This window comes from Streptomyces sp. NPDC042346, from assembly GCF_055581845.1.
The window spans coordinates 564,004-586,352 of record NZ_JBVJEH010000004.1; the positions used below are offsets into that span (position 1 = coordinate 564,004).

At 69.5% G+C, this 22,349-nt stretch carries 20 protein-coding genes; 9 read left to right on the top strand and 11 right to left on the bottom strand.

Features of this window, described 5'->3' with window-relative positions; all coding sequences use genetic code 11:
* Positions 1-142 precede the first annotated feature (142 nt).
* Positions 143-1,609, top strand: a complete 1,467-nt coding sequence (locus ACZ6K0_RS20570; protein WP_469231271.1) for a CCA tRNA nucleotidyltransferase — start codon at positions 143-145, stop codon at positions 1,607-1,609.
* 100 nt (positions 1,610-1,709) lie between these two features.
* Here ACZ6K0_RS20570 and ACZ6K0_RS20575 read toward each other — a convergent pair whose 3' ends face one another.
* The 3 genes from ACZ6K0_RS20575 to ACZ6K0_RS20585 all read right to left on the bottom strand — a co-directional run bounded on the left by ACZ6K0_RS20575 (position 1,710) and on the right by ACZ6K0_RS20585 (position 4,857).
* A complete protein-coding gene (locus tag ACZ6K0_RS20575) occupies positions 1,710-2,969 on the bottom strand; it encodes an MFS transporter (protein ID WP_469231273.1) in 1,260 nt (419 codons plus the stop codon).
* 74 nt (positions 2,970-3,043) lie between these two features.
* Positions 3,044-4,126: an inositol-3-phosphate synthase gene (locus ACZ6K0_RS20580; RefSeq protein WP_376397875.1), complete on the bottom strand. Its 1,083-nt coding sequence runs from the start codon at positions 4,124-4,126 to the stop codon at positions 3,044-3,046.
* A gap of 53 nt (positions 4,127-4,179) precedes the next feature.
* Positions 4,180-4,857 (bottom strand): PadR family transcriptional regulator, encoded by a 678-nt coding sequence (locus ACZ6K0_RS20585; protein WP_376397878.1) that lies wholly within the window; start codon positions 4,855-4,857, stop codon positions 4,180-4,182.
* Positions 4,858-5,227: 370 nt separating this feature from the next.
* Here ACZ6K0_RS20585 and ACZ6K0_RS20590 point away from each other — a divergent pair, with 370 nt between their 5' ends.
* Together ACZ6K0_RS20590 and ACZ6K0_RS20595 are read left to right on the top strand one after the other, a co-directional pair.
* Positions 5,228-8,029 (top strand): transglycosylase domain-containing protein, encoded by a 2,802-nt coding sequence (locus ACZ6K0_RS20590; protein ID WP_376397881.1) that lies wholly within the window; start codon positions 5,228-5,230, stop codon positions 8,027-8,029.
* Between the two features lie 121 nt (positions 8,030-8,150).
* Positions 8,151-9,701: a glycosyltransferase family 87 protein gene (locus ACZ6K0_RS20595; RefSeq protein ID WP_376397883.1), complete on the top strand. Its 1,551-nt coding sequence runs from the start codon at positions 8,151-8,153 to the stop codon at positions 9,699-9,701.
* 15 nt (positions 9,702-9,716) lie between these two features.
* Here the strand turns inward: ACZ6K0_RS20595 and ACZ6K0_RS20600 are convergent, their stop codons facing one another.
* The 3 genes from ACZ6K0_RS20600 to ACZ6K0_RS20610 form a co-directional block, all read right to left on the bottom strand.
* Positions 9,717-10,748, bottom strand: coding sequence for an alanine racemase (locus ACZ6K0_RS20600; RefSeq protein WP_376397886.1), 1,032 nt, complete (start codon positions 10,746-10,748; stop codon positions 9,717-9,719).
* 82 nt (positions 10,749-10,830) lie between these two features.
* Positions 10,831-11,949: a lipid II:glycine glycyltransferase FemX gene (locus tag ACZ6K0_RS20605; protein ID WP_024760417.1), complete on the bottom strand. Its 1,119-nt coding sequence runs from the start codon at positions 11,947-11,949 to the stop codon at positions 10,831-10,833.
* Positions 11,950-12,090: 141 nt separating this feature from the next.
* Positions 12,091-12,408: a hypothetical protein gene (locus ACZ6K0_RS20610; RefSeq protein ID WP_376397889.1), complete on the bottom strand. Its 318-nt coding sequence runs from the start codon at positions 12,406-12,408 to the stop codon at positions 12,091-12,093.
* Positions 12,409-12,693: 285 nt separating this feature from the next.
* Here ACZ6K0_RS20610 and rpsF point away from each other — a divergent pair, with 285 nt between their 5' ends.
* The 4 genes from rpsF (at position 12,694) to rplI (ending at position 14,417) form a co-directional block, all read left to right on the top strand.
* Positions 12,694-12,984 (top strand): 30S ribosomal protein S6, encoded by a 291-nt coding sequence (gene rpsF, locus ACZ6K0_RS20615; RefSeq protein WP_005482942.1) that lies wholly within the window; start codon positions 12,694-12,696, stop codon positions 12,982-12,984.
* A 73-nt stretch (positions 12,985-13,057) separates the two neighbouring features.
* Entirely contained in the window at positions 13,058-13,657 is a 600-nt protein-coding gene (locus ACZ6K0_RS20620; RefSeq protein ID WP_056653712.1) for a single-stranded DNA-binding protein, read from the top strand.
* A 58-nt stretch (positions 13,658-13,715) separates the two neighbouring features.
* On the top strand, positions 13,716-13,952 hold the full coding sequence (gene rpsR / locus ACZ6K0_RS20625) for a 30S ribosomal protein S18 (protein WP_005315025.1): 237 nt from the start codon (positions 13,716-13,718) through the stop codon (positions 13,950-13,952).
* Positions 13,953-13,970: 18 nt separating this feature from the next.
* Positions 13,971-14,417, top strand: a complete 447-nt coding sequence (rplI, locus tag ACZ6K0_RS20630) for a 50S ribosomal protein L9 (RefSeq protein WP_376397894.1) — start codon at positions 13,971-13,973, stop codon at positions 14,415-14,417.
* Positions 14,418-14,535: 118 nt separating this feature from the next.
* Here rplI and ACZ6K0_RS20635 read toward each other — a convergent pair whose 3' ends face one another.
* Positions 14,536-15,873 (bottom strand): MATE family efflux transporter, encoded by a 1,338-nt coding sequence (locus ACZ6K0_RS20635; RefSeq protein ID WP_376397897.1) that lies wholly within the window; start codon positions 15,871-15,873, stop codon positions 14,536-14,538.
* Positions 15,874-16,297: 424 nt separating this feature from the next.
* Between ACZ6K0_RS20635 and dnaB the strand changes: the two genes are divergently transcribed.
* Entirely contained in the window at positions 16,298-17,779 is a 1,482-nt protein-coding gene (dnaB, locus tag ACZ6K0_RS20640; RefSeq protein ID WP_376397901.1) for a replicative DNA helicase, read from the top strand.
* A 95-nt stretch (positions 17,780-17,874) separates the two neighbouring features.
* On the opposite strand, the gene ACZ6K0_RS20645 is transcribed toward dnaB, so the two are convergent.
* A complete protein-coding gene (locus ACZ6K0_RS20645; RefSeq protein ID WP_469231277.1) occupies positions 17,875-18,795 on the bottom strand; it encodes an NAD-dependent epimerase/dehydratase family protein in 921 nt (306 codons plus the stop codon).
* 81 nt (positions 18,796-18,876) lie between these two features.
* Between ACZ6K0_RS20645 and ACZ6K0_RS20650 the strand changes: the two genes are divergently transcribed.
* Positions 18,877-20,259: a serine hydrolase domain-containing protein gene (locus ACZ6K0_RS20650; RefSeq protein WP_469231279.1), complete on the top strand. Its 1,383-nt coding sequence runs from the start codon at positions 18,877-18,879 to the stop codon at positions 20,257-20,259.
* Positions 20,260-20,371: 112 nt separating this feature from the next.
* On the opposite strand, the gene ACZ6K0_RS20655 is transcribed toward ACZ6K0_RS20650, so the two are convergent.
* The 3 genes from ACZ6K0_RS20655 to ACZ6K0_RS20665 form a co-directional block, all read right to left on the bottom strand.
* Positions 20,372-20,824, bottom strand: coding sequence for a GNAT family N-acetyltransferase (locus ACZ6K0_RS20655; RefSeq protein ID WP_469231281.1), 453 nt, complete (start codon positions 20,822-20,824; stop codon positions 20,372-20,374).
* A 47-nt stretch (positions 20,825-20,871) separates the two neighbouring features.
* Entirely contained in the window at positions 20,872-21,330 is a 459-nt protein-coding gene (locus ACZ6K0_RS20660) for a MarR family winged helix-turn-helix transcriptional regulator (protein WP_376397913.1), read from the bottom strand.
* 152 nt (positions 21,331-21,482) lie between these two features.
* On the bottom strand, positions 21,483-22,346 hold the full coding sequence (locus ACZ6K0_RS20665; RefSeq protein ID WP_469231283.1) for a GNAT family N-acetyltransferase: 864 nt from the start codon (positions 22,344-22,346) through the stop codon (positions 21,483-21,485).
* Between the last annotated feature and the right edge of the window lie 3 nt (positions 22,347-22,349).

Genomic DNA, 22,349 nt, shown 5'->3' on the forward strand with positions numbered 1-22,349 from the left:
GTTCCCGGTTGCTGTGTCCAGGCATGGTAACGAGGCACGCTGGGAGCAAGTGCCGGGGACTGCTCCAGCCGATGGGGCCGTGTGCCCGGCCGCGGGAAAACGGGGACGCCGCGGTGGACCGGGGCACGTACCCTTTTCTGTTGTGCCGAACGCCAACGAAGACACCCCGACCGCACTGAGCCAGGTGCAACGCCGCGCGGTCAGCGAACTGCTGCGTGTGTCCCCTGTCGCCGACGACCTTGCCCGCCGTTTCCAGGAGGCCGGGTTCAGCCTCGCGCTGGTCGGCGGCTCGGTACGGGATGCCCTGCTCGGCCGGCTCGGCAACGACCTGGACTTCACCACCGACGCCCGCCCCGAGGACGTTCTGAAGATCGTCCGCCCGTGGGCCGATGCCGTCTGGGAGGTCGGGATCGCCTTCGGGACGGTCGGCTGCCAGAAGGACGCCCGCGTCGGAGACGTCGATCAGCGTTTTGAGATCGAGGTCACCACGTACCGCTCCGAGGCGTACGACCGGACCTCGCGGAAGCCCGAGGTCTCCTACGGCGACTCCATCGACGAGGACCTCGTCCGGCGTGACTTCACCGTCAACGCCATGGCCGTGGCCCTCCCCGAGAAGGAGTTCATCGATCCGTACGGCGGTCTGGAAGACCTCGCCGCCCGGGTCCTGCGGACGCCGGGCACGCCCGAGGAGTCGTTCTCGGACGATCCCCTGCGGATGATGCGGGCCGCGCGGTTCGCCGCCCAGCTGGACTTCGAGGTGGCACCCGAGGTCGTCACGGCGATGCGGGAGATGTCCGGCCGGATCGAGATCGTCTCCGCGGAGCGGGTCAGGGAAGAGCTCAACAAGCTGGTGCTCGCGGCTCACCCCCGGAAGGGCCTCGGCCTGCTCGTGGACACGGGTCTCGCCGATCACGTGCTGCCCGAGCTGCCCGCGCTGCGCCTGGAGAGCGACGAGCACCACCGGCACAAGGACGTCTACGAGCACTCGCTGATCGTGCTCGAGCAGGCCATCGACCTGGAGGAGGACGGCCCCGACCTGGTGCTGCGCCTCTCGGCCCTGCTCCATGACATCGGCAAGCCGCGCACCCGTCGTTTCGAGAAGGACGGCCGGGTCTCGTTCCACCACCACGAGGTGGTGGGCGCGAAGATGACCAAGAAGCGCATGACCGCGCTGAAGTACTCCAACGAGATGATCAAGGAAGTCTCTCGGCTGGTCGAGCTCCACCTCCGCTTCCACGGGTACGGGGACGGTGAGTGGACCGACTCGGCCGTGCGCCGCTACGTCCGCGACGCGGGCCCGCTGCTCTCGCGGCTGCACAAGCTGACCCGCTCGGACTGCACCACGCGCAACAAGCGCAAGGCGGCGGCGCTCTCCCGCACCTACGACGGCCTGGAGGAGCGCATCGCCCAGCTCCAGGATCAGGAGGAGCTGGACGCGATCCGTCCCGACCTGGACGGCAACCAGATCCAGGAGATCCTCGGTATCGGGCCCGGCCCGGCCATCGGTCAGGCGTACAAGTTCCTGCTGGAGCTCCGGCTGGAGAACGGTCCGATGGAACACGACCAGGCGATCGCGGCACTCAAGGAGTGGTGGGCGGCCCGCGACTGAGACGAAGCCGGGTCGATCGGGGTGATGTTTCACGTGAAACACCCGCTCGATCGGCGTCGAAGCGGCGGTGCTGCGGAGGGGTGGTGTTTCACGTGAAACATCACCCCTCCGTGCGTTCCTTTCGCAGCGCCAGCGCGATCGCCGCGTAGACCAGGGCGACCAGGACGACGAGCAGCGGGGAGCGGCCGTCCGGCGGCAGCACCAGCGCCGCGACACCCGCCGCGCCGACGAAAGCGACGTTGAACAGCACGTCGTAGAGCGAGAAGATCCGCCCCCGGTAGGCGTCGTCCACCGTCGTCTGCACCACCGTGTCCGTCGCGATCTTGGCTCCCTGGGTGATGAGCCCGAGGACGAAGGCGGCGACGAGGAACGGGGCGGGGTCGAAGAACAGGCCGAGGGCCGGCACCAGGACGGCGGCGAGCCCGGCGCACAGGGTCATCCAGCCGAAGGGGCCCAGTCGCCCCACGGCCCAGGGGGAGAGGACGGCTGCCGCGAAGAACCCGGCGCCCGAGGCGGCGACGGCGATCCCCAGGAGACCGAGACCCTCGGACTCCGTGGCGCTCCAGGCATAGCGGCTGAGCATGAGCACGGTGACGAGCAGGGCGCCGTAGCAGAAGCGCATCAGGGCGACCGCGGTCAGCGCCCTGGCGGCCGGCCGTCGCTCGGCCAGGTGCCGCAAGCCCTCGACCAGCCCTCGGGCCGTGGAGACCAGGGCCGAGGTGAGCCGCTGCGGAGCGAGCTCGGAATCGGGCCCGAGGAGCCCCCGGGGAATCCGCAGGGAGGCGAGGGCCGACAGGAGGTAGAGAGCGGCGCCGAAGGCCACCACGGCCGCGTCGGAGTCGTCGGCGATCAGCCGGACGCCGAAGGCCAGACCACCCCCGAGGGTCGCGGCGAGCGTGCCGGCCGTGGGGGAGAGCGAGTTCGCCACGACCAGCCGCTCCTCGTCGACGACGCGGGGCAGCGCGGCCGAAAGCCCCGCGAGCACGAAGCGGTTGACCGCCGTGACGGAGAGGGCGGAGGCGTAGAAGAGCCAGTCGGGGACGGAAGCGACGACGAGCACGGCGGTCCCGCAGGCGAGCAGGGCCCGCAGGAGGTTCCCGTACAGAAAGACCTGGCGGCGCTGCCAGCGGTCGAGGAAGACGCCGGCGAAGGGGCCGATCACCGAGTACGGGAGCAGGAGCACGGCCATGGCGGAGGCGATGGCGGTGGGCGAGGTCTGCTTCTCGGGGGAGAAGACGACGTACGTGGCCAGTGCCACCTGGTAGACGCCGTCGGCGCACTGCGAGAGCAGCCGGACGGCGAGCAGGCGGCGGAAGTTCGTCAGGCGCAGGAGTACGCGCAGATCACGTACGACGGACATGGCAGCAAGACTCACATACGAAGAGGGTCCCCGGGCAGCAGCGCGGGGACCCTCTTCGACAAGCGTGCGGGCGCTTAGCGCTCGACCTCACCCTTGATGAACTTCTCGACGTTGGCCAGGGCCTCGTCGTCGAAGTACTGCACCGGCGGGCTCTTCATGAAGTAGCTCGACGCGGAGAGGATGGGGCCGCCGATGCCGCGGTCCTTGGCGATCTTCGCGGCGCGCAGGGCGTCGATGATGACACCCGCGGAGTTCGGGGAGTCCCACACCTCGAGCTTGTACTCGAGGTTCAGCGGAACGTCACCGAAGGCGCGGCCCTCAAGGCGGACGTAGGCCCACTTGCGGTCGTCCAGCCAGGCCACGTAGTCCGACGGGCCGATGTGGACGTTCTTCTCGCCCAGCTCGCGGTCCGGGATCTGCGAGGTGACGGCCTGCGTCTTGGAGATCTTCTTGGACTCGAGGCGGTCGCGCTCGAGCATGTTCTTGAAGTCCATGTTGCCGCCGACGTTGAGCTGCATGGTGCGCTCAAGACGGACACCGCGGTCCTCGAACAGCTTCGCCATCACGCGGTGCGTGATGGTGGCGCCGACCTGCGACTTGATGTCGTCGCCGACGATCGGGACGCCGGCCTCGGTGAACTTGTCCGCCCACTCCTTGGTGCCGGCGATGAAGACCGGGAGGGCGTTGACGAAGGCGACCTTGGCGTCGATGGCGCACTGCGCGTAGAACTTCGCAGCGGCCTCGGAGCCCACGGGCAGGTAGCAGACGAGAACGTCGACCTGGCGGTCCTTGAGGATCTGGACGACGTCGACCGGCTCCTCGGCGGACTCCTCGATGGTCATGCGGTAGTACTTACCGAGACCGTCGAGCGTGTGACCGCGCTGGACCGTGACGCCCGCGCTCGGGACGTCGCAGATCTTGATGGTGTTGTTCTCGCTGGCGCCGATGGCGTCGGAGAGGTCGAGGCCGACCTTCTTCGCGTCGACATCGAAGGCGGCGACGAACTCGACGTCACCGACGTGGTACTCGCCGAACTGGACGTGCATCAGGCCGGGCACCTTGGCCGCCGGGTCGGCGTCCTTGTAGTACTCGACGCCCTGGACCAGCGAGGCGGCGCAGTTGCCCACGCCGACGATGGCTACGCGAACCGAACCCATTTCCGGTTGCTCCCTGTTGTGATCGTGGAAGCCCTGCTGTGTGCAGGGTTTCACTAGACGGTGTCGTCGGACGGATCCGGCCGGGTACTGCCCCCGTGCCGGGGCAGGCCGCCCGTTTCTCCAGAATCGTTGTCGTGCAGAGCGGGGGCGTCGGGACCGGATCGCTGATCCCGTCCCGCCCTCTCGCTCTCGATGAGCTCGTTCAGCCAGCGCACCTCGCGCTCCACGGACTCCATGCCGTGGCGCTGCAGCTCAAGTGTGTAGTCGTCGAGTCGCTCGCGGGTCCGGGCCAGGGAGGCGCGCATCTTCTCCAGGCGCTCCTCCAGCCGGCTGCGGCGGCCTTCGAGCACCCGCATCCGTACTTCGCGCTCGGTCTGGCCGAAGAAGGCGAAGCGGGCGGCGAAGTGCTCGTCCTCCCAGGCGTCGGGGCCGGTGTGGGTGAGGAGCTCCTCGAAGTGCTCCTTACCTTCCGGTGTCAACCGGTAGACGATCTTGGCCCGGCGTCCTGCGAGTGAAGCGGCGAGAGCCTCCTCGGGGGCGCTGCCCGGCTCCTCGATCAACCAGCCGTTGGCGACCAGCGTCTTGAGGCAGGGATACAGCGTCCCGTAGCTGAAGGCCCGGAAGACCCCCAGCGAGGTGTTGAGGCGCTTCCGCAGCTCGTACCCGTGCATCGGGGCCTCGCGGAGCAGGCCGAGAACGGCGAACTCGAGGATGCCTGAGCGCCTGCTCATCCGTCGCCTCCTCCGCTTCTCGGGACCCTTATGCCGTGCTGATGTATCGACTCGATACATCAGCACGATAGAACGGCCGCACTGTCTCGACAAGTGGGACCGCCGTGACCGGCGTCACATCGTCAATTCACAGCGATCGACTTGCCTGATTTGGGGTGAACTCCGGCCCTACGTGGGTTTTGGCCGTGCGTAGTCTGTGCGGCATGCAGACCACCGGGAACCAAGCGATGCCGTGGGGCGTCAGTGCTGCGGGTGACCGGCTGCGGTACGGAGGGGCCTCCGATGGGGTTCCGTCCGTGCGCATTTCGGGGGGACCGGAACTCAACTGCCGCTTCCAGGCGTACACGCCTGCCCGAGGAGTAGTCGTTCGATGAGCGAGCATCGTCGCAAAATGTCGCCGCAGGAGCCGCCGACAGGTGGCCGCGCGGCGGCACGGCGCGCTGCCCAGCAGCCGGTGGGCCGCAGGTCGGCCCCGGCCCAGGATGTCGTCGGTAGGGGGGCCCCTTCGGCCTCGTACGGGCCGCCCTCTTCCCATGGGGAGGAGCCGCGTCCCTACGGCGGTCGCGCGGAGGCCCGACGGGCCGCCCAGCGCGGTGGCCGTCGAAGGGGCGCCGAAGCCGAACCGGGGGGCCCTGGCGGTCCCGCCGGTCCCGGTGGAGGACGGCGCGGTGGCGGCGGCGGTGGCGGCCGCGGCAGTGGGCCGGGGCGTGGCTCCGGCGGTCGCCCGCCCGGCAAGAAGCGGATCATCGACTACCCGCGGTACGGGAAGTACGGCTGGCGTCGCTGGATGCCCTCGTGGAAGCTCGTGTCGGGCACGTTCCTGGTGTTCGCCGGTGTGCTGATGGGCGGCGCGGTCTTCGCGTACTCCCAGGTGGGCATCCCCGAGCAGGACGATTCCGCGACCTCGCAGAACAACATCTACTACTGGGCCGACGGCTCGCGCATGGTCGCGACCGGCAGTGGCACCAACCGGCAGATCGTCGGCATCGAGCAGATCCCGAGGGTCATGCAGGAGGCCGTGGTCTCGGCCGAGAACAAGACCTTCTGGGACGACTCGGGCATCGACCCGATGGGCATGGGCCGCGCCGTGTGGAACATGGCCAAGGGCGGCGAGACCCAGGGTGGCTCGACCATCACCCAGCAGTACGTGAAGAACAACCGCCTCAACGACCAGTCGCAGACCCTCACCCGGAAGGTGAAGGAACTCTTCATCTCCATGAAGGTCGGCAACGAGCTGGGCAAGGGCGAGATCATGGCCGGCTACCTGAACACGTCGTACTACGGACGTGGTGCCTACGGCATCCAGGCGGCCTCTCGCGCGTACTTCAACAAGGACGCCAAGCACCTCAACGCCAGTGAGTCGGCGCTGCTCGCCGCCGTGCTGAAGGGTGCGACGTACTACGACCCGGCGGGCTACCCGGAGATCGACCCCGAGGCCACGCCCGAGAAGAACCTCGCCCGGGCCACCGAGCGGTGGAGCTGGATCCTCGACGAGATGGTCAAGGACGGCAAGATCACGGCCGAGGAGCGTGCCAAGTACACGACGTTCCCCAAGGTCCAGAAGCGCAAGCAGGACGCGCAGCTGACCGGCCAGATCGGCTACCTCGTCAGCTCGGCCAAGGCGAACTTCATCAACAACAACACCGGCGGCTACGGCTCCAAGGAGCTGGAGCGCGGCGGCTTCGAGATCTACACCACCTTCGAGAAGAAGAAGGTGAACGAGCTCGAGAAGGCGGTCAAGAAGGTCTACGCCGAGAACATCGACCCGAAGAAGCGGCCGACGAAGGACACCCACGTCCAGTTCGGCGGCGCCTCCGTCAATGCGCAGACCGGCGCGGTCGTCGCGATCTACGGCGGCCAGGACGCCACCAAGCACTTCACCAACAACGCCGACCAGACCGGTGCCCAGGTCGGATCGACCTTCAAGCCCTTCGTGCTGGCCGCCGCGATGAAGGACGGCGTCCGGGACAAGGACCTCGGTCCCATCCAGGGTGCTGACTCCCGCACGATCGTGGACCCCGACAAGAGCCGCTACTCCGGCAAGAACGGGCTGAAGATCCGGGAGTACAACGGCGAGATCTGGGAGAACGAGAAGGGCGATGAGTGGCGCCAGACCAATGACGGCGACGAGAGCTACGGCTCCATGACCCTTCGTCGGGCCATGATCAAGTCGGCCAACTCGCCGTACGTGCAGCTCGGCATGGACATCGGCATCGACAAGGTCCGCGCGGCCGCGGTCAGTGCCGGTCTGCGCGAGAACTCGCTCGTCAAGGGCGAGGTGCCCTCCTTCTCCCTCGGTATCTCCAGCCCGAGCGCGATCCGGATGGCCGGCGCCTACGCGACCTTCGCCAACAACGGCGAGCAGAACGACCCGTTCTTCGTGACGAAGGTGGTCAAGAACGGGAAGAACGTCTACAAGCACGAGAGCAAGACCGTGCAGGCCTTCTCGCCGGCCATCGCGAGCAACGTCACCGACGTGCTCCGGTCCGTCGTGGAGGACCCGGAGGGCACCGGCCGCAAGGCCGCGATCCCGGGCCGTGCCGTGGCCGGCAAGACCGGTACGACCGACGGCAACAAGTCGGCCTGGTTCGTGGGCTACACCCCGCAGCTGTCGACCGCCATCGACATGTACCGCTTCGACGACGACGAGTCGAAGAAGGGCCGCGAGTTCGAGAAGATGTACGGCACGGGTGGCCACGACACGATCCACGGTTCGTCGTTCCCGTCGCAGATCTGGAACGACTACATGACGGACGCCGTCGCGGACATGCCGGACGTGAAGTTCCCGGAGCCCGAGAAGCTGGAGAACGCCGAGCCCGTCTTCGGCGGGGGCGCCACCAGCCCGACGCCGTCGCCGACGCCCACCCCGACGCCCACCGAGACCTCGGCCACGCCGACGACGACGGCGCCGACGACGACTCCCCCGGCCACGCCGACGACGACGGCGCCGACGACGACGAAGCCGCCGAAGCCGGACAAGACGACCTGCGACGTCTTCGACTGGAACTGCAACCCGGGTGGCGACCCTGGCGGCAACACGGGTCAGCCCACGACCACGCCGCCGACCACGACGGACGGGCCGACACCGACCGGTGACCCGACGACGGAGGACCCGGGCAACGGGCCCGGCAAACCCGGCGGCGGCGGGAACGACGGGTCCTGGACTCCCTGACCCGGGCCGCGCCTTCACCAGAGCACACAGCGAGGGCCGTCGCGTCCGTCCGTACCTTCCGTACGGGCCGGACGCGGCGGCCCTCGCCGCTTTCCCAGGGACGTACGGCAGGATGTCCCCCATGCCGAGCCTCCAGAAGACGCGCGAGCCGCAGGACCGGCCGCAGGGCCCGCCGGCGGTCATCCCCACCCACCGGGACGAGGTGGCCGCCGCGGGCAGCGAGCTGATCGGCGGCCCCTTCGGCCGCCGTGCCCTGACCGGCCGCAGTCAGTTCACACCGGTGCGGGTGATCGCCCTCGTGGCCATCGGGATGTTCGCCCTCGGCATGGTGCAGAAACTGCCCTGCTACAACTGGGCCTGGTTCCGCGGCACCACCTCCCAGTACACGCACGCCTGTTACTCGGACATCCCGCACCTCTTCTCCGGGCGCGGGTTCGCCGACGGCCTGGTGCCCTACTTCGACCGGCTGACCGGCGACATACCGTTTCTGGAGTACCCGGTCCTGACGGGCCTCTTCATGGAGGTCGCGGCCTGGCTGACGCCCGGCAGCGGCACCATGGACCACCGCGAGCAGACGTTCTGGATGGTCAACGCGGGCATGCTGATGGTCTGCGCGGCCGTCCTCGCGGTCTGTGTCGCGCGGACCCACCGGAACCGCCCCTGGGACGGCCTCCTGGTCGCCCTGGCGCCGTCCGTGGCGCTCACCGCCACGATCAACTGGGACATACTGGCCGTCGCGCTGACCTCCGCCGCGATCCTCCTGTGGTCGCGCGGCCGGCCGCTCGGCTTCGGCATCCTGCTCGGCCTCGCCACGGCCGCGAAGTTCTACCCGATACTGCTCCTCGTCCCGCTGCTGCTGCTCTGCTGGCGCGCGGGGAAGTGGCGGGAGTACGGGACGGCCGTGCTCGGCGCCGTCGGCGCGTGGCTGGTCGTGAACCTGCCCGTGATGCTGATGGCCCCCGAGGGGTGGAAGCAGTTCTACTTCTTCAGCCGCGACCGGAACGTCGACTTCGGTTCGGTCTGGCTGCTGGTCAGCCAGCGGACGGGCACCTCGATCCCGCCGGAGAAGGCCAACCTGTACGCGCTGATGCTCATGGTGATCGCGGTGGTCGCCCTCGGCTTCCTGGCGTTCAACGCTCCCCGCAGGCCCCGCTTCGTCCAGCTGGCGTTCCTGGTCGTCGCCGCGTTCGTCCTGACCAACAAGGTCTACTCGCCGCAGTACGTGCTGTGGCTCGTCCCGCTCGCGGCCCTCGCCCGGCCGCGCTGGCGCGACTTCCTGATCTGGCAGGCGTGCGAGGTCATGTACTTCCTGGGCATCTGGATGTACCTGGCGTTCATGAACAGCGGCAACAACAAGCAGGGACTGCCGGTCGACGGCTACCAGTTCGCGATCGTCCTGCACCTGCTCGGCACGCTGTACCTGTGCGTCATGGTCGTACGCGACATCCTCACGCCCGAGAAGGACCCGGTCCGGCAGGACGGCTCGGACGACCCCTCGGGGGGCGTCCTGGACGGCGCGGAGGACGTCTTCGTCACGGGCAGGGCAGCGCACCCGGCCCGGCACGCCGCGCCGGCGGTGGAGGGGCCGCGGGTGGAATGGGGCACGCCCGGCGAGGACCGAGAAGTGGGCTGGAGCACCCCCGCGGAACCGGAACCGGAACCCCGGGGGTGAACGTGCTCGGCCGGCTCAGCGCTCCACGAGCCGGTCGAACTGCGTCGTGGTGTGGCGCAGGTGCGCCACCAGCTCGTCGCCGACGCGGGGCTCCTGGGCGTCGGAGGGCACGAACAGGATCGACACCTGCATGTGCGGCGGCTCGGCGAACCAGCGCTGCTTGCCCGCCCACACGAAGGGCGACAAGTTCCGGTTGACCGTCGCCAGACCGGCCCGGGCGACGCCCTTGGCGCGCGGCATCACGCCGTGCATCGCCTTGGGGGCCTCCAGACCCACGCCGTGCGAGGTGCCGCCGGCGACGACGACCAGCCAGCCGTCCGACGCGGCCTTCTGCTGGCGGTAGCCGAAACGGTCCCCCTTGGCGACCCGGGTCACGTCGAGGACGGCGCCCCGGTACTCGGTCGCCTCGTGGTCGCCCAGCCAGAGCCGGGTGCCGATCCGCGCGCGGAAGCGGGTCTGCGGGAACTGCTGCTGGAGCCGGGCCTGTTCCGCGGCCCGCAGGTGGCTCACGAACATGGTGTGCAGCGGCAGGCGGGCGGCCCGCAGGCGGTCCATCCAGGCGATGACCTCCTCGACGGCGTCCGTGCCGTCCGGGCGGTCCAGCGGGAGGTGGAGGGCGAAGCCCTCGAGACGCACGTCCTCGATGGCGGAGTGGAGCTGGTGGAGCTCCTCCTCGTGGACGCCGTGCCGCTTCATCGAGCTCATGCACTCGATCACGACGCGGGCGCCCACCAGGGCGTGGACGCCGTCCACGGAGGACACGGAGCGGATGACCCGGTCGGGCAGCGGAACGGGTTCCTCACCCCGGCGGAAGGGCGTGAGGACCAGCAGGTCGCCGCTGAACCAGTCCTTGATGCGCGCGGCTTCGTAGGTCGTGCCGACCGCGAGCATGTCGGCGCCGAAGCGGGCGGCCTCGTCGGCGAGGCGCTCGTGCCCGAATCCGTAGCCGTTGCCCTTGCAGACCGGGATCAGACCGGGGAACTGGTCGATGACCGTCTTCTGGTGCGCGCGCCAGCGAGCGGTGTCGACGTAGAGGGAGAGCGCCATGGCCGGCCCGGAACCTTTCTGGTGGCAGCGGTGTGTCAAAGATATGTACGAGACTACGGAACCGTCGCCGAAGCGACGCCGCTCAGCGGCGGGACATGTAGATGTCGAGCGCCTTGTGCAGCAGCTTGTTCAGCGGGAAGTCCCACTCGCCGACGTACTCGACGGCCTCGCCGCCCGTGCCCACCTTGAACTGGATGAGCCCGAAGAGGTGGTCGGTCTCGTCGAGCGAGTCCGAGATGCCCCGCAGGTCGTAGACGGTCGCGCCCATCGCGTAGGCGTCCCGCAGCATCCGCCACTGCATCGCGTTCGAGGGCCTGACCTCGCGGCCGATGTTGTCGGAGGCGCCGTAGGAGTACCAGACGTGCCCGCCGACGACGAGCATCGTCGCGGCGGACAGGTTCACGCCGTTGTGACGCGCGAAGTAGAGCCGCATGCGGTTGGGGTCCTCGTTGTTGAGGACGGTCCACATGCGCTGGAAGTACGAGAGCGGGCGCGGCCGGAAGTGGTCACGGACGGCCGTGATCTCGTAGAGCCGCTGCCACTCGGCCAGGTCCTCGTAGCCGCCCTGGACGACCTCGACGCCGGCCTTCTCGGCCTTCTTGATGTTGCGGCGCCACAGCTGGTTGAAGCCCTTGAGGACGTCGTCGAGCGAGCGGTTCGCGAGGGGGACCTGGAAGACGTAGCGGGGCTGGACGTCACCGAAGCCGGCGCCGCCGTCCTCGGCCTGCTGCCAGCCCATCTTCCGCAGCCGGTCCGCGACCTCGAAGGCGCGCGGCTCGATGTGGGTGGCCTCGACGTCCTTGAGGCGCTTCACGTCCGGGTCCTGGATGCCGGACTTGATGGCGGCCGCGTCCCAGCGGCGGATGACGACGGGCGGGCCCATCTTCACCGAGAAGGCGCCCTGCTGCTTGAGGTGCGCCAGCATCGGCTGCAGCCAGTCGTCGAGGTTGGGCGCGTGCCAGTTGATGACCGGGCCCTCGGGCAGGTAGGCGAGGTAGCGCTTGATCTTCGGGAGCTGGCGGTAGAGCACCAGGCCGGCGCCGACGAGTTCGCCGTTCTTGTCGAACCAACCGAGGTTCTCCGAGCGCCACTCGGTCTTCACATCAGCCCACGCCGGGACCTGGCAGTGGCTCGCCGCGGGCTGGCTCTGGATGAATCCCAGATGCTGCTCACGGCTGATGGTCCTCAGGGTCAGGCTCATGCGGGGCGCTCCTCGGCAGGTGTGTCCCCATCGGTCAGGGGCTCCGGCTCTCGCGCCGAAGCCTACTGTGACCGAGGAGCGCCCCGGATGGGCGTGTACGCCCTGACGTGCCGCTGGGCCCGCCCTGACGTGCCGCCGGACTCAGTAGCTGATGACGCCTCCGAAGAGACCGCCGTGTGCCATGCCGAGGTAGAAGCCCACCGCCGCCAGACCGAGTCCGACGACCAGGGCGAAGCGCTCGCGGGTCGTCACGGAGATGAACTGTCCGTACGCCCCGGTCAGGATGCCGATCAGCCCCGTCCAGGAACTCAGCAGGTGGAGGTTGTCGAACTGGGCGGTGACGAAGGAAAGCACGCCCAGCACCAGGGTCACGGCGAGCAGCGTGTCCTGGAGCGGGTGTGGCTTGCCGTCGGTCGCGAAGAGGGAGTGGCCGGGGTCGGGTCGCATTGCCTGTGCCATGAGGGCACCTCCTGGCGTGCCTGGCGGAAGGCGGCGCATCTTAGCGCCGCCGACATCCGTTGTGTACAGATTGCGTCCCCTCACCAGTGAATTTCAACCGGAGGCCGATGTGCAGGTACTCTGTACGGTCTGCACCGGTGTCTGCCCTGGTCCGTCCTGGATCCGACAGTGACCCTCGTTCGCCGAGGGGGATTGTCAGTGGTGGCGGATACCGTTGTTTACGCATCACGACCCTCCTGCCACGGAACGACCGTGGCCGCTGAGTCCAAAGGAGGTGGGTTCCACATGCGTCACTACGAGGTGATGGTCATCCTCGACCCCGATCTGGAGGAGCGCGCTGTCGCCCCCCTGATCGAGAACTTCCTCTCCGTCGTCCGTGAGGGCAACGGAAAGGTCGAGAAGGTCGACACCTGGGGCCGTCGTCGTCTCTCGTACGAGATCAAGAAGAAGCCCGAGGGCATCTACTCGGTCATCGACCTGCAGGCCGAGCCTGCGGTCGTCAAGGAGCTCGACCGCCAGATGAACCTGAACGAGTCGGTCCTCCGGACCAAGGTCCTCCGCCCCGAGACCCACTGAGCTTCTAGCTCAGAGGTCATCGGGTTCGAGTAGCTACAAGCAGCCAGAAGCAATCCCGCCGAGAGGTTCCCCCATGGCAGGCGAGACCGTCATCACGGTCGTCGGCAATCTTGTCGACGACCCCGAGCTGCGCTTCACCCCGTCCGGTGCGGCGGTCGCGAAGTTCCGTATCGCGTCCACCCCCCGCACCTTCGACCGTCAGACCAACGAGTGGAAGGACGGCGAAAGCCTCTTCCTCACCTGCTCGGTCTGGCGTCAGGCGGCGGAGAACGTCGCCGAGTCGCTTCAGCGAGGCATGCGCGTTGTCGTGCAGGGCCGGCTGAAGCAGCGGTCCTATGAGGACCGTGAGGGCGTCAAGCGCACGGTCTACGAGCTGGACGTCGAGGAAGTCGGCCCCAGCCTCAAGAACGCCACGGCCAAGGTCACCAAGACCACTGGTCGCGGTGGTCAGGGCGGCTACGGCGGCGGTGGCCAGCAGCAGGGCGGCGGCAGCTGGGGTGGAAACTCCGGCGGCGGTGCCCCGCAGGGTGGCGGCGGTGCTCCCGCCGACGACCCGTGGGCGACCGGTGCTCCTTCTGGCGGTTCCGGCGGTTCCGGCGGCCAGCAGGGCGGCGGAGGCGGCGGCTGGGGTGGGAACTCCGGCGGCGGCTACTCGGACGAGCCTCCCTTCTAGGGCACACGCCCTCGAGGTAGCTCGTATCCCCACTTCTTGATCACACAGGAGAAACACCATGGCGAAGCCGCCTGTGCGCAAGCCTAAGAAGAAGGTCTGCGCGTTCTGCAAGGACAAGACCGCGTACGTGGACTACAAGGACACGAACATGCTGCGGAAGTTCATTTCCGACCGTGGCAAGATCCGTGCCCGCCGCGTTACCGGCAACTGCACGCAGCACCAGCGTGACGTCGCCACGGCCGTCAAGAACAGCCGTGAGATGGCGCTGCTGCCCTACACGTCCACCGCGCGATAAGGAAAGGGTGACCGAAAAATGAAGATCATCCTGACCCACGAGGTCTCTGGCCTCGGCGCCGCCGGCGACGTCGTCGACGTCAAGGACGGCTACGCTCGCAACTACCTGGTCCCGCGTGGTTTCGCGATCCGCTGGACCAAGGGTGGCGAGCAGGACGTGGCGCAGATCCGCCGCGGCCGCAAGATCCGCGAGATCGCGACCATCGAGCAGGCCAACCAGATCAAGGCCCAGCTCGAGGGTACGAAGGTCCGTCTGGCTGTTCGCTCCGGCGACGCCGGCCGTCTCTTCGGCTCCGTGACCCCGGCCGACATCGCCTCGGCGATCAAGGCCGCGGGTGGCCCCGACGTCGACAAGCGTCGCGTCGAGCTCGGTTCGCCGATCAAGACCCTGGGCTCGCACCAGGTGTCCGTGCGTCTGCACGCCGACGTTGCCGTGAAGCTCGGCGTCGAGATCGTCGCCGCGTAACGCTGCCGCCGGCGCTCTGCGCTGAGCAGTAAGGAAGGGCCGCACCCCTCGGGGTGCGGCCCTTCCGCTGTTTCACGTGAAACGGTCGGTTCCACGTGGAACAGTCGACGTGGAACCGTCAGCGCGTGGCGCCTGTGACGATCCAGCGGCCGGAGCGCGAGCGCAGCCAGAGCGTCACCATCCGGACGGTCATCATCAGGGTCATCGCCCACCAGAGCGCGGTCAGCCCGCCACCGAGCACCGGAACGAGCAGGGCGACGGGGGCGAAGACCGCGAGGGTCAGCAGCATGGCCCAGGCCAGATAGGGGCCGTCGCCCGCGCCCATGAGGACGCCGTCGAGGACGAAGACGACCCCGGAGATCGGCTGGGACAGCGCGACCACCAGCAGAGCGGGGAGCAGGGTGTCCTGGACGGTGGTGTCGCTGGTGAAGAGCGGGACGAACAGGGGGCGGGCGACGATCAGGAGCGCGCCGAGCACGACTCCGGAGAGCACGCCCCACTGGACCATGCGACGGCAGACCTGGCGTGCGCCGTCGGCGTCGTTCGCGCCGAGATAGCGGCCGATGATGGCCTGGCCCGCGATGGCGATCGCGTCGAGGGCGAAGGCCATCAGGCTCCACAGGGACAGGATGATCTGGTGGGCGGCGACCTCGGCGTCACCCATCCGGGCGGCGACGGCGGTGGCGATCATCAGGACCGCGCGGAGCGAGAGCGTACGGACCAGCAGCGGGGCGCCGGCCTGGGCGGAGGCCCGGATGCCGGCCGTGTCGGGGCGGAGGGAGGCACCGTGGCGGCGGGCGCCCCGGACGACCACGACGAGGTAGGCGGCGGCCATGCCGCACTGGGCGATGACCGTGCCCCAGGCCGAGCCGGCGATCCCCAGGCCGGCGCCGTAGACCAGCCCGACGTTGAGGGCCCCGTTGACCGCGAAGCCGCCGATGGCCACGTAGAGCGGTGTACGGGTGTCCTGGAGGCCCCGCAGGACGCCGGTGGCGGCCAGGACGACCAGCATGGCGGGGATGCCGAGGCTGGAGATCCGCAGATAGGTGACGGCGTACGAGGCGGCGGTGTCGGAGGCGCCGAAGACGTCGACGAGCCAGGGGGCCGTGGGCAGGGTCAGGGCGACGACGCCGGCGCCGAGGAGGAGCGCGAGCCAGATGCCGTCCATGCCCTGTCGGATGGCGGCCGGGAGGTCGCCCGCGCCGACGCGCCGGGCGACGGCCGCCGTGGTCGCATAGGCGAGGAAGACGAAGACGCTGACGGCGGTGGACAGCAGGGTGGCGGCGATCGCGAGACCCGCGAGCTGGGGGGTACCGAGGTGGCCGACGATGGCGCTGTCGACCATGAGGAAGAGCGGCTCGGCGACGAGAGCACCGAAGGCCGGCAGGGCGAGGGAGACGATCTCGCGGTCGTGCTGTCGGCGGACGGCCTTGGAGGTCGCGGGGGCCTGGATCATGGGGTCAATCTAATCTTCCACAGGTAAGAGATGCAATGCATTAGAGACTCTTACTTCTTGGGGGAGCGGGGCTTCGGGTGTGGGCCGTTTGTTCTGATCTTGGGCCGGGTGGAAAACTTTTTCTCCCCCACAGGCCGTGGATGGAAAAGGTGCAGGTCAGATGGGTGGAGCTAGGGGTGCTATGAGTTTGTCCACATGGCTGTCCCCCGCTCCGTGCACAGGATCCGGGGAGTTCTCCACAGCATCTGGCCCTTCACCCACAGGCCCTGTGGATAACCAGATTGGCTGACGCTCCTCGCGGGCCTACCGTGGTCCGGCGCCCGACGCGCCAGCAGCGGTCGCAAAGCCACTTGTTGTTGAAGGCCGTGGCGTAAGAAAGAGTGGCACGGCGAGGTCCGCGGAGCGGACGGGAGGAGGTGGCTTGGTGAGCGTTCCCGAGCCCATGGACGACCCTTGGGCCGACGGCGGACCGAGTGACCGGCTGCCCACCCGTACCCGAGGAGAAGGACGCGGCCGGGGCCGCGGGCGTGACGACCAGCACGAGCGCGGCAGCGACGGCCCGTGGGACGGCGGACTCTCCGGATTCGAGCGCGTCCCCCCGCAGGACCTCGACGCCGAGCAGTCCGTCCTCGGCGGCATGCTGCTCTCCAAGGACGCCATCGCGGACGTCGTGGAGATCATCAAGGGCAACGACTTCTACAAGCCCGCCCACGAGACCGTCTACGCCGCGATCCTCGACCTCTACGCCAAGGGCGAGCCGGCCGACCCCATCACGGTCGGCGCCGAGCTCACCAAGCGCGGCGAGATCACCCGCGTCGGCGGCGCCTCCTACCTCCACACCCTGGTCCAGTCGGTACCGACCGCGGCCAACGCCTCGTACTACGCCGAGATCGTCCACGAGCGCGCCGTCCTGCGCCGCCTCGTGGAGGCCGGCACCAAGATCACGCAGATGGGCTACGCGGCCGACGGAGACGTCGACGAGATCGTGAACTCGGCCCAGGCCGAGATCTACGCGGTCACCGAGCAGCGCACCACCGAGGACTACCTGCCGCTCGGCGACATCATGGAGGGGGCCCTCGACGAGATCGAGGCGATCGGCTCCCGCAGCGGCGAGATGACGGGTGTGCCGACCGGCTTCACCGACCTCGACTCGCTCACCAACGGCCTGCACCCCGGCCAGATGATCATCATCGCGGCCCGTCCCGCCATGGGTAAGTCGACCCTCGCCCTGGACTTCGCCCGGGCGGCCTCCATCAAGCACAACCTGCCCAGCGTCATCTTCTCCCTCGAAATGGGCCGCAACGAGATCGCGATGCGTCTGCTCTCGGCGGAGGCCCGGGTCGCGCTCCACCACATGCGCTCCGGCACGATGACCGACGAGGACTGGACGCGCCTCGCCCGCCGCATGCCCGACGTCTCCCAGGCGCCCCTGTACATCGACGACTCCCCGAACCTGTCGATGATGGAGATCCGGGCGAAGTGCCGACGGCTCAAGCAGCGCAACGGCCTCAAGCTCGTGATCATCGACTACCTGCAGCTGATGCAGTCGGGCGGCTCGAAGCGGCAGGAGAGCCGTCAGCAGGAAGTCTCCGACATGTCGCGAAACCTCAAGCTCCTCGCCAAGGAGCTGGAGCTGCCCGTGATCGCGCTCTCCCAGCTGAACCGTGGCCCCGAGCAGCGCACCGACAAGAAGCCGATGGTCTCCGACCTGCGTGAGTCCGGCTCGATCGAGCAGGACGCCGACATGGTGATCCTGCTGCACCGCGAGGACGCCTACGAGAAGGAGTCCCCGCGGGCCGGCGAGGCGGACATCATCGTGGGCAAGCACCGTAACGGCCCGACGGCCACCATCACCGTGGCCTTCCAGGGCCACTACTCGCGCTTCGTCGACATGGCCCAGACCTGACCGGAGGCCGCACGCCGCCTCCCCCGTCCGGGTGGGATGCCGTCGGACCTGGGCTTCCGCCGGATGAGGGCGCCGAGAAGGGCGGGACGCTTGCCTCAGGCGGTCGTGGGGTGGGCGGAGGCGAGGGCCCGTACGCCCGCCAGGCTGTCGTCGTGGGTGGGCGACCAGCCGAGTTCCCGTTCGGCCTTGCTCGCGTCGAGGCGCAGCTGGGAGGTCATGGCCGTGTGGGCCAGGGGAGCCGGCTTGAGCAGCCAGAGCGGGACCCGCAGGGGCTTGGGGGCGCCGAAGGCCGCGGCGACCTCCTGGAGGTGCCTGCCGAAGGGGAGCGGGGTGCGGTCGGCGATGTTGTAGGCCTGGCCCGGGGTGCCGCTCCCGACGGCGAGGACGACGGCCCGCGCCGCGTCGTCGACGTCCACCCAGGACAGGGCGCGTCCGTGGTCGGCGACCGCGGGCAGGGAGCGCTTGCGCAGGAGGGGGAGCATGTCGGTGTCAGTGACCCCCGCGCCGTAGAAGAAGCCGAAGCGCAGGCTGATCGTCTCCAGTCCCTCCGCGGTGAAGGCCAGCCGCTCCTTGGCGCGCATGGCGCCGACGTGGCGCTCCAGCCAGGCGTTGGTGCCGCGTGGGCCGAAGGGGGTGTTCTCCTCGGTGATCAGGACGGTGCCGTGATCCCCGTACCCGTAGCCGAACATCATCGACTCGACCACGAACCGGCGGGCGCCGGTCGCGCGGGCGGCGGCGAGGAGGTTCTCGGTGCCCCGGGTCCGCAGGGCGTTGGTCGGCACCATGCTCTGGTGGCGTGCCATCGACTCGCCCTTGAGTGCGGTCGCCGCGTGGACGACGGCGTCGAAGGCGAGCCCGTCCACGGCCCTGAGGACCGCGTCGGCGTCCAGGAGGTCGGCGCGCACCGTGTTCGTGGCGCCCCGCCCGAGCCCTGCGACCTCGTGTCCGGCAGCGGTCAGCTGCCGGACGGCGCTCCGGCCCAGTGCGCCGCTCGCTCCTGCCAGCAGAACCCTCATGTCCGTGCTCCCTTCCGATCCGGTGATGCTCATGGGACGGATCGGGAAGCTTCGTATGTGACATCGCGTTGGATGGGATCTATGACGACATCTTTCGAGGCTCTGTTGCCCGGTACCGAGCGGGCCCTGCTGCACCGCGTGGCGGTCGCCCAGTCCGAGGGCCGAGCGCCCTCCTTCGTCGGGGCGGTGGTCCGTGACGGAGCACTGGTGTGGAGCGGTTCGCGCAGCTGCGTGGACGGGCACGCGCCCGACGACGACACACAGTTCAGGATCGGCTCCCTCACCAAGGTGTTCACCGCCGTGCTCGTGATGCGGCTGCGGGACGAGGGACTGCTCGACCTCGACGATCCGCTGGAGCGCCACCTCAAGGGGACGGGCGTTGGCGAGGTGACGATCGCTCAGCTCCTCGGCCACAGTGGTGGCCTCGCGGCCGAGACGCCCGGCCAGTGGTGGGAGCGGTCCTCCGCCGCGCTGCGCCCGGAGCTCTCCGACGTCCTGGGGGAGAAGCCCTCGCTGCGGACCCCGGGGCGCGGCTTCCATTACTCCAACCCCGGCTACACCCTGCTCGGTTCGCTCATCGAGGAGGTGCGGGGGGTCTCCTGGGAGGAGGCGCTGCGGCGCGAGATCCTGGAGCCGTTGGGGATGAGCCGTACGACGCTCGACCCGGTCGCCCCGCACGCGGGCGGCTGGGCGGTGCACCCCTGGGCCGACGTGATGCTGCCCGAGCCGTCCGAGGACCTGGGGCTGATGGCGCCGGCCGGACAGCTGTGGTCGACGGCGGCGGACCTCGGCCGGTTCGCCGTGTTCCTCGCGGCGGGCGACGAGCGGGTGCTCGTGGCGTCTTCCGTGGAGGAGATGCGGGCTCCCGCCTCCCCCGCCGGTGAGGGCGACTGGGAGGGCGGTTACGGGCTCGGCCTCCAGCTGCTGCGCAGGGACGGCCGGACGCTGATCGGCCACACCGGCTCGCTGCCGGGCTTCGTCGCCTGCCTGTGGGTGAGCGTGGAGGACGGCCTGGCGGGGATCGCCCTCGCCAATGCCACGTCCGGGCCGCTGACGGCAGCCGTGGCGGCCGATCTCGTGCGGATCGTGGCGGACGCCGAGCCGAGGTTCCCGGAGCCCTGGCGGCCCCTTCCGGAAGCCGAGGTCGACGAGGAGCTGCTGTCCCTGACGGGGCCCTGGTACTGGGGCACGTACTCCTACGGGCTCCGGCTCGGGCCCGAGCGTTCCGTGGTCCTGGAGCCGCTGAGGGGAGCAGGGCGGCGGGCTCGCTTCCGGGCGCTGCCCGAGGGCGGCTGGGTCGGGCTCAACGGCTACTACACGGGAGAGACGCTCCGGGCGGTGCGGCGGCCCGACGGCAGTGTGAGCCACCTCGACCTGGGGTCCTTCGTCTTCACCCGGGAACCGTACGAGCCGGGGGACGCGGTACCGGGCGGGGTGGACGAGGCGGGCTGGCGCGGCCTCTGAGTCGTCCGGCCGGTGGTCGTCCCCGCGGTCTCCCTCTGGTGTTTCACGTGAAACAGCGCGCCGGGTCGTTGCCCGGCGCGCTGTCCGCCGGCTGTCCGCCCGTGGGGCGGCCTCAGAGGTTCTTCTTGAAGCCCACGTGGGAGGCCTCGAAGCCGAGCCGCTCGTAGAAGCGGTGGGCGTCGGTGCGGGTGACGTCGGAGGTCAGCTGGACCAGTCCGCAGCCCTGGCGGCCGGACTCCTCGACGGCCCACTCGATGAGCTGCGTCCCGAGCCCGCTGCCGCGCTCGTCTGCGTGGATGCGGACGCCCTCGATGATCGAGCGGGTGGTGCCCCGGCGGGAGAGCCCGGGGATCACCGTCAGCTGGAGTGTGCCGACGACCTTCTCCCCGCGGACCGCCACGACGACGTGCTGGTGGGGGTCGTTCGCGAGGCGCTCGAAGGCGGTGAGGTACGGGGTGAGGTCGCCGGGGGACTCGCGCTGGGCACCCAGCGGGTCGTCGGCGAGCATCGCCACGATGGCCGGCAGGTCCGCGGCGACGGCGGGACGTATATCAAGATCGCTCATGCCCCGCAGCGTACGCACGCTCGGCCGCGGCTGCCCTCTCCGTCGGGTCAGACGGTGACGGTCACGCCCTCCACGACCTGGACCAGCGGGGCCAGCTCCGGGTTCTTCGCGGCCTCGTCGAGGGCCTCGCGCAGCGCGCTGTCGTTGGTGGGACGGGCCTCTTCGAGGAGCTTCAGGCCGGCTTCGGTGACATCGGTGTAGATGCCGCGCCGGTCGGTGGCGCAGAGGTACCGGGTGAGCAGGCCGCGGTCCTCGAGCCGGGTGACGAGCCGGGTGGTGGCGCTCTGGCTCAGCACGACGGCGTCGGCGACCTGCTTCATCTGGAGGTGACCGCCCGGGCCGCTGTGCTGGCGGCTGAGGACGTCGAGGAGCGAGTACTCACGGACGCTCAGACCGTGACCGGACTCCAGGGCGCGCTCGATGTGGGCCTCGATCCTGCCGTGCAGCAGGGAGAGGGCGCACCAGCGCTGGGAGAGTGCGGTCAGTGCAGGGTCCGTCGCGGTCATGGTCTCTCCTCGGTCTCTCCTCGGCGCCGGAGCGGCTCACGAACCAGGGTAGACGATGCAACGCAATAATGCGCGTCTGCAAGTAAATCTGTCCGGGGTTCGCGTCGGCGCCGAGGCCAGGGTCTGTCCGACCCTGATCCGCCGGACACCCCCTAGCCCGCCGCGACGGTCAGCGGAGCGAAGCGGCGGCGCCAGTCGCCAGGGAGGTCGGGGAGGGAGCGGACCATCACGGAGGTGGTGGCGATCGAGTCGATGCCGTTCTCCTTCGCCCAGCTCAGCAGCGTCGTGTGGCGCACGTCGATGTCCGTGCGCAGCGGCCGGTCGGTGGCGGCGGCCAGGGAGGCGATCAGCGCCTGGGCCGTGGCGGGGTCCTTGGCGATCAGCGGTCCGACGACATGCGTGTCCATGTTGGGCCAGGCCGCCGCGAAGCCGGTGATCTCGCCGTCCTCCTCCGCGACCCGGAGATGGTCCGCGAACGCGGGCAGCCGCGTGAGGATGTGCGTGCGGTCGAGGCCGAAGACCTCGCGGTCCAGGCGCAGGATCGCCCGGAGGTCCTCCGCGGTCGCCGGGCGGACGGGGACGTCCGGGGCGGGCGTGGTGAAACTGAACCGCCCGCGCACCATCTCGGCCCGGCTCGTCTCGATGAAGCCCAGCTGCTCGTACAGGGGCTGCCCGTTGGCCGTGGCGTACAGGGTGAGCGGGGTGTCGCCGTTCTCCGCCAGGACGTGCTGCATGAGCCGGCGCCCCACCCCCTGGCGCGCGTACGCCTCGGCGACGAGCACCATGCCGATCGCGGCGAGCCCCGGCCCGTACGAGGTGACCACGCAGCAGGTGACCAGCCCCGTGCCGGACGGGTCGTCGATGCCGTAGCCGGTGCCCGCGGTGAGGAGATGGCCCCACTTGTGCTCCTCGCGCAGCCACCCCCTGTTCTCGGAGAGGTCGGCGCAGGCGAGGACGTCGTCCGCCGTGAGGCGCCGGATGGGGAGCTGAGCGAGAGCGGAGGGAGATACAGGCATGCC

Excerpts from the sequence above, each read along its gene's own strand:
- ACZ6K0_RS20575 (WP_469231273.1), bottom strand. The coding sequence starts at position 2,969 with ATGTCCGTCGTACGTGATCTGCGCGTACTCCTGCGCCTGACGAACTTC.
- ACZ6K0_RS20580 (WP_376397875.1), bottom strand. The coding sequence starts at position 4,126 with ATGGGTTCGGTTCGCGTAGCCATCGTCGGCGTGGGCAACTGCGCCGCC.
- ACZ6K0_RS20585 (WP_376397878.1), bottom strand. The coding sequence starts at position 4,857 with ATGAGCAGGCGCTCAGGCATCCTCGAGTTCGCCGTTCTCGGCCTGCTC.
- ACZ6K0_RS20590 (WP_376397881.1), top strand. The coding sequence starts at position 5,228 with ATGAGCGAGCATCGTCGCAAAATGTCGCCGCAGGAGCCGCCGACAGGT.
- ACZ6K0_RS20595 (WP_376397883.1), top strand. The coding sequence starts at position 8,151 with ATGCCGAGCCTCCAGAAGACGCGCGAGCCGCAGGACCGGCCGCAGGGC.
- ACZ6K0_RS20600 (WP_376397886.1), bottom strand. The coding sequence starts at position 10,748 with ATGGCGCTCTCCCTCTACGTCGACACCGCTCGCTGGCGCGCGCACCAG.
- ACZ6K0_RS20605 (WP_024760417.1), bottom strand. The coding sequence starts at position 11,949 with ATGAGCCTGACCCTGAGGACCATCAGCCGTGAGCAGCATCTGGGATTC.
- ACZ6K0_RS20610 (WP_376397889.1), bottom strand. The coding sequence starts at position 12,408 with ATGGCACAGGCAATGCGACCCGACCCCGGCCACTCCCTCTTCGCGACC.
- rpsF (WP_005482942.1), top strand. The coding sequence starts at position 12,694 with ATGCGTCACTACGAGGTGATGGTCATCCTCGACCCCGATCTGGAGGAG.
- ACZ6K0_RS20620 (WP_056653712.1), top strand. The coding sequence starts at position 13,058 with ATGGCAGGCGAGACCGTCATCACGGTCGTCGGCAATCTTGTCGACGAC.
- rpsR (WP_005315025.1), top strand. The coding sequence starts at position 13,716 with ATGGCGAAGCCGCCTGTGCGCAAGCCTAAGAAGAAGGTCTGCGCGTTC.
- rplI (WP_376397894.1), top strand. The coding sequence starts at position 13,971 with ATGAAGATCATCCTGACCCACGAGGTCTCTGGCCTCGGCGCCGCCGGC.
- ACZ6K0_RS20635 (WP_376397897.1), bottom strand. The coding sequence starts at position 15,873 with ATGATCCAGGCCCCCGCGACCTCCAAGGCCGTCCGCCGACAGCACGAC.
- ACZ6K0_RS20645 (WP_469231277.1), bottom strand. The coding sequence starts at position 18,795 with ATGAGGGTTCTGCTGGCAGGAGCGAGCGGCGCACTGGGCCGGAGCGCC.
- ACZ6K0_RS20650 (WP_469231279.1), top strand. The coding sequence starts at position 18,877 with ATGACGACATCTTTCGAGGCTCTGTTGCCCGGTACCGAGCGGGCCCTG.
- ACZ6K0_RS20655 (WP_469231281.1), bottom strand. The coding sequence starts at position 20,824 with ATGAGCGATCTTGATATACGTCCCGCCGTCGCCGCGGACCTGCCGGCC.
- ACZ6K0_RS20660 (WP_376397913.1), bottom strand. The coding sequence starts at position 21,330 with ATGACCGCGACGGACCCTGCACTGACCGCACTCTCCCAGCGCTGGTGC.
- ACZ6K0_RS20665 (WP_469231283.1), bottom strand. The coding sequence starts at position 22,346 with ATGCCTGTATCTCCCTCCGCTCTCGCTCAGCTCCCCATCCGGCGCCTC.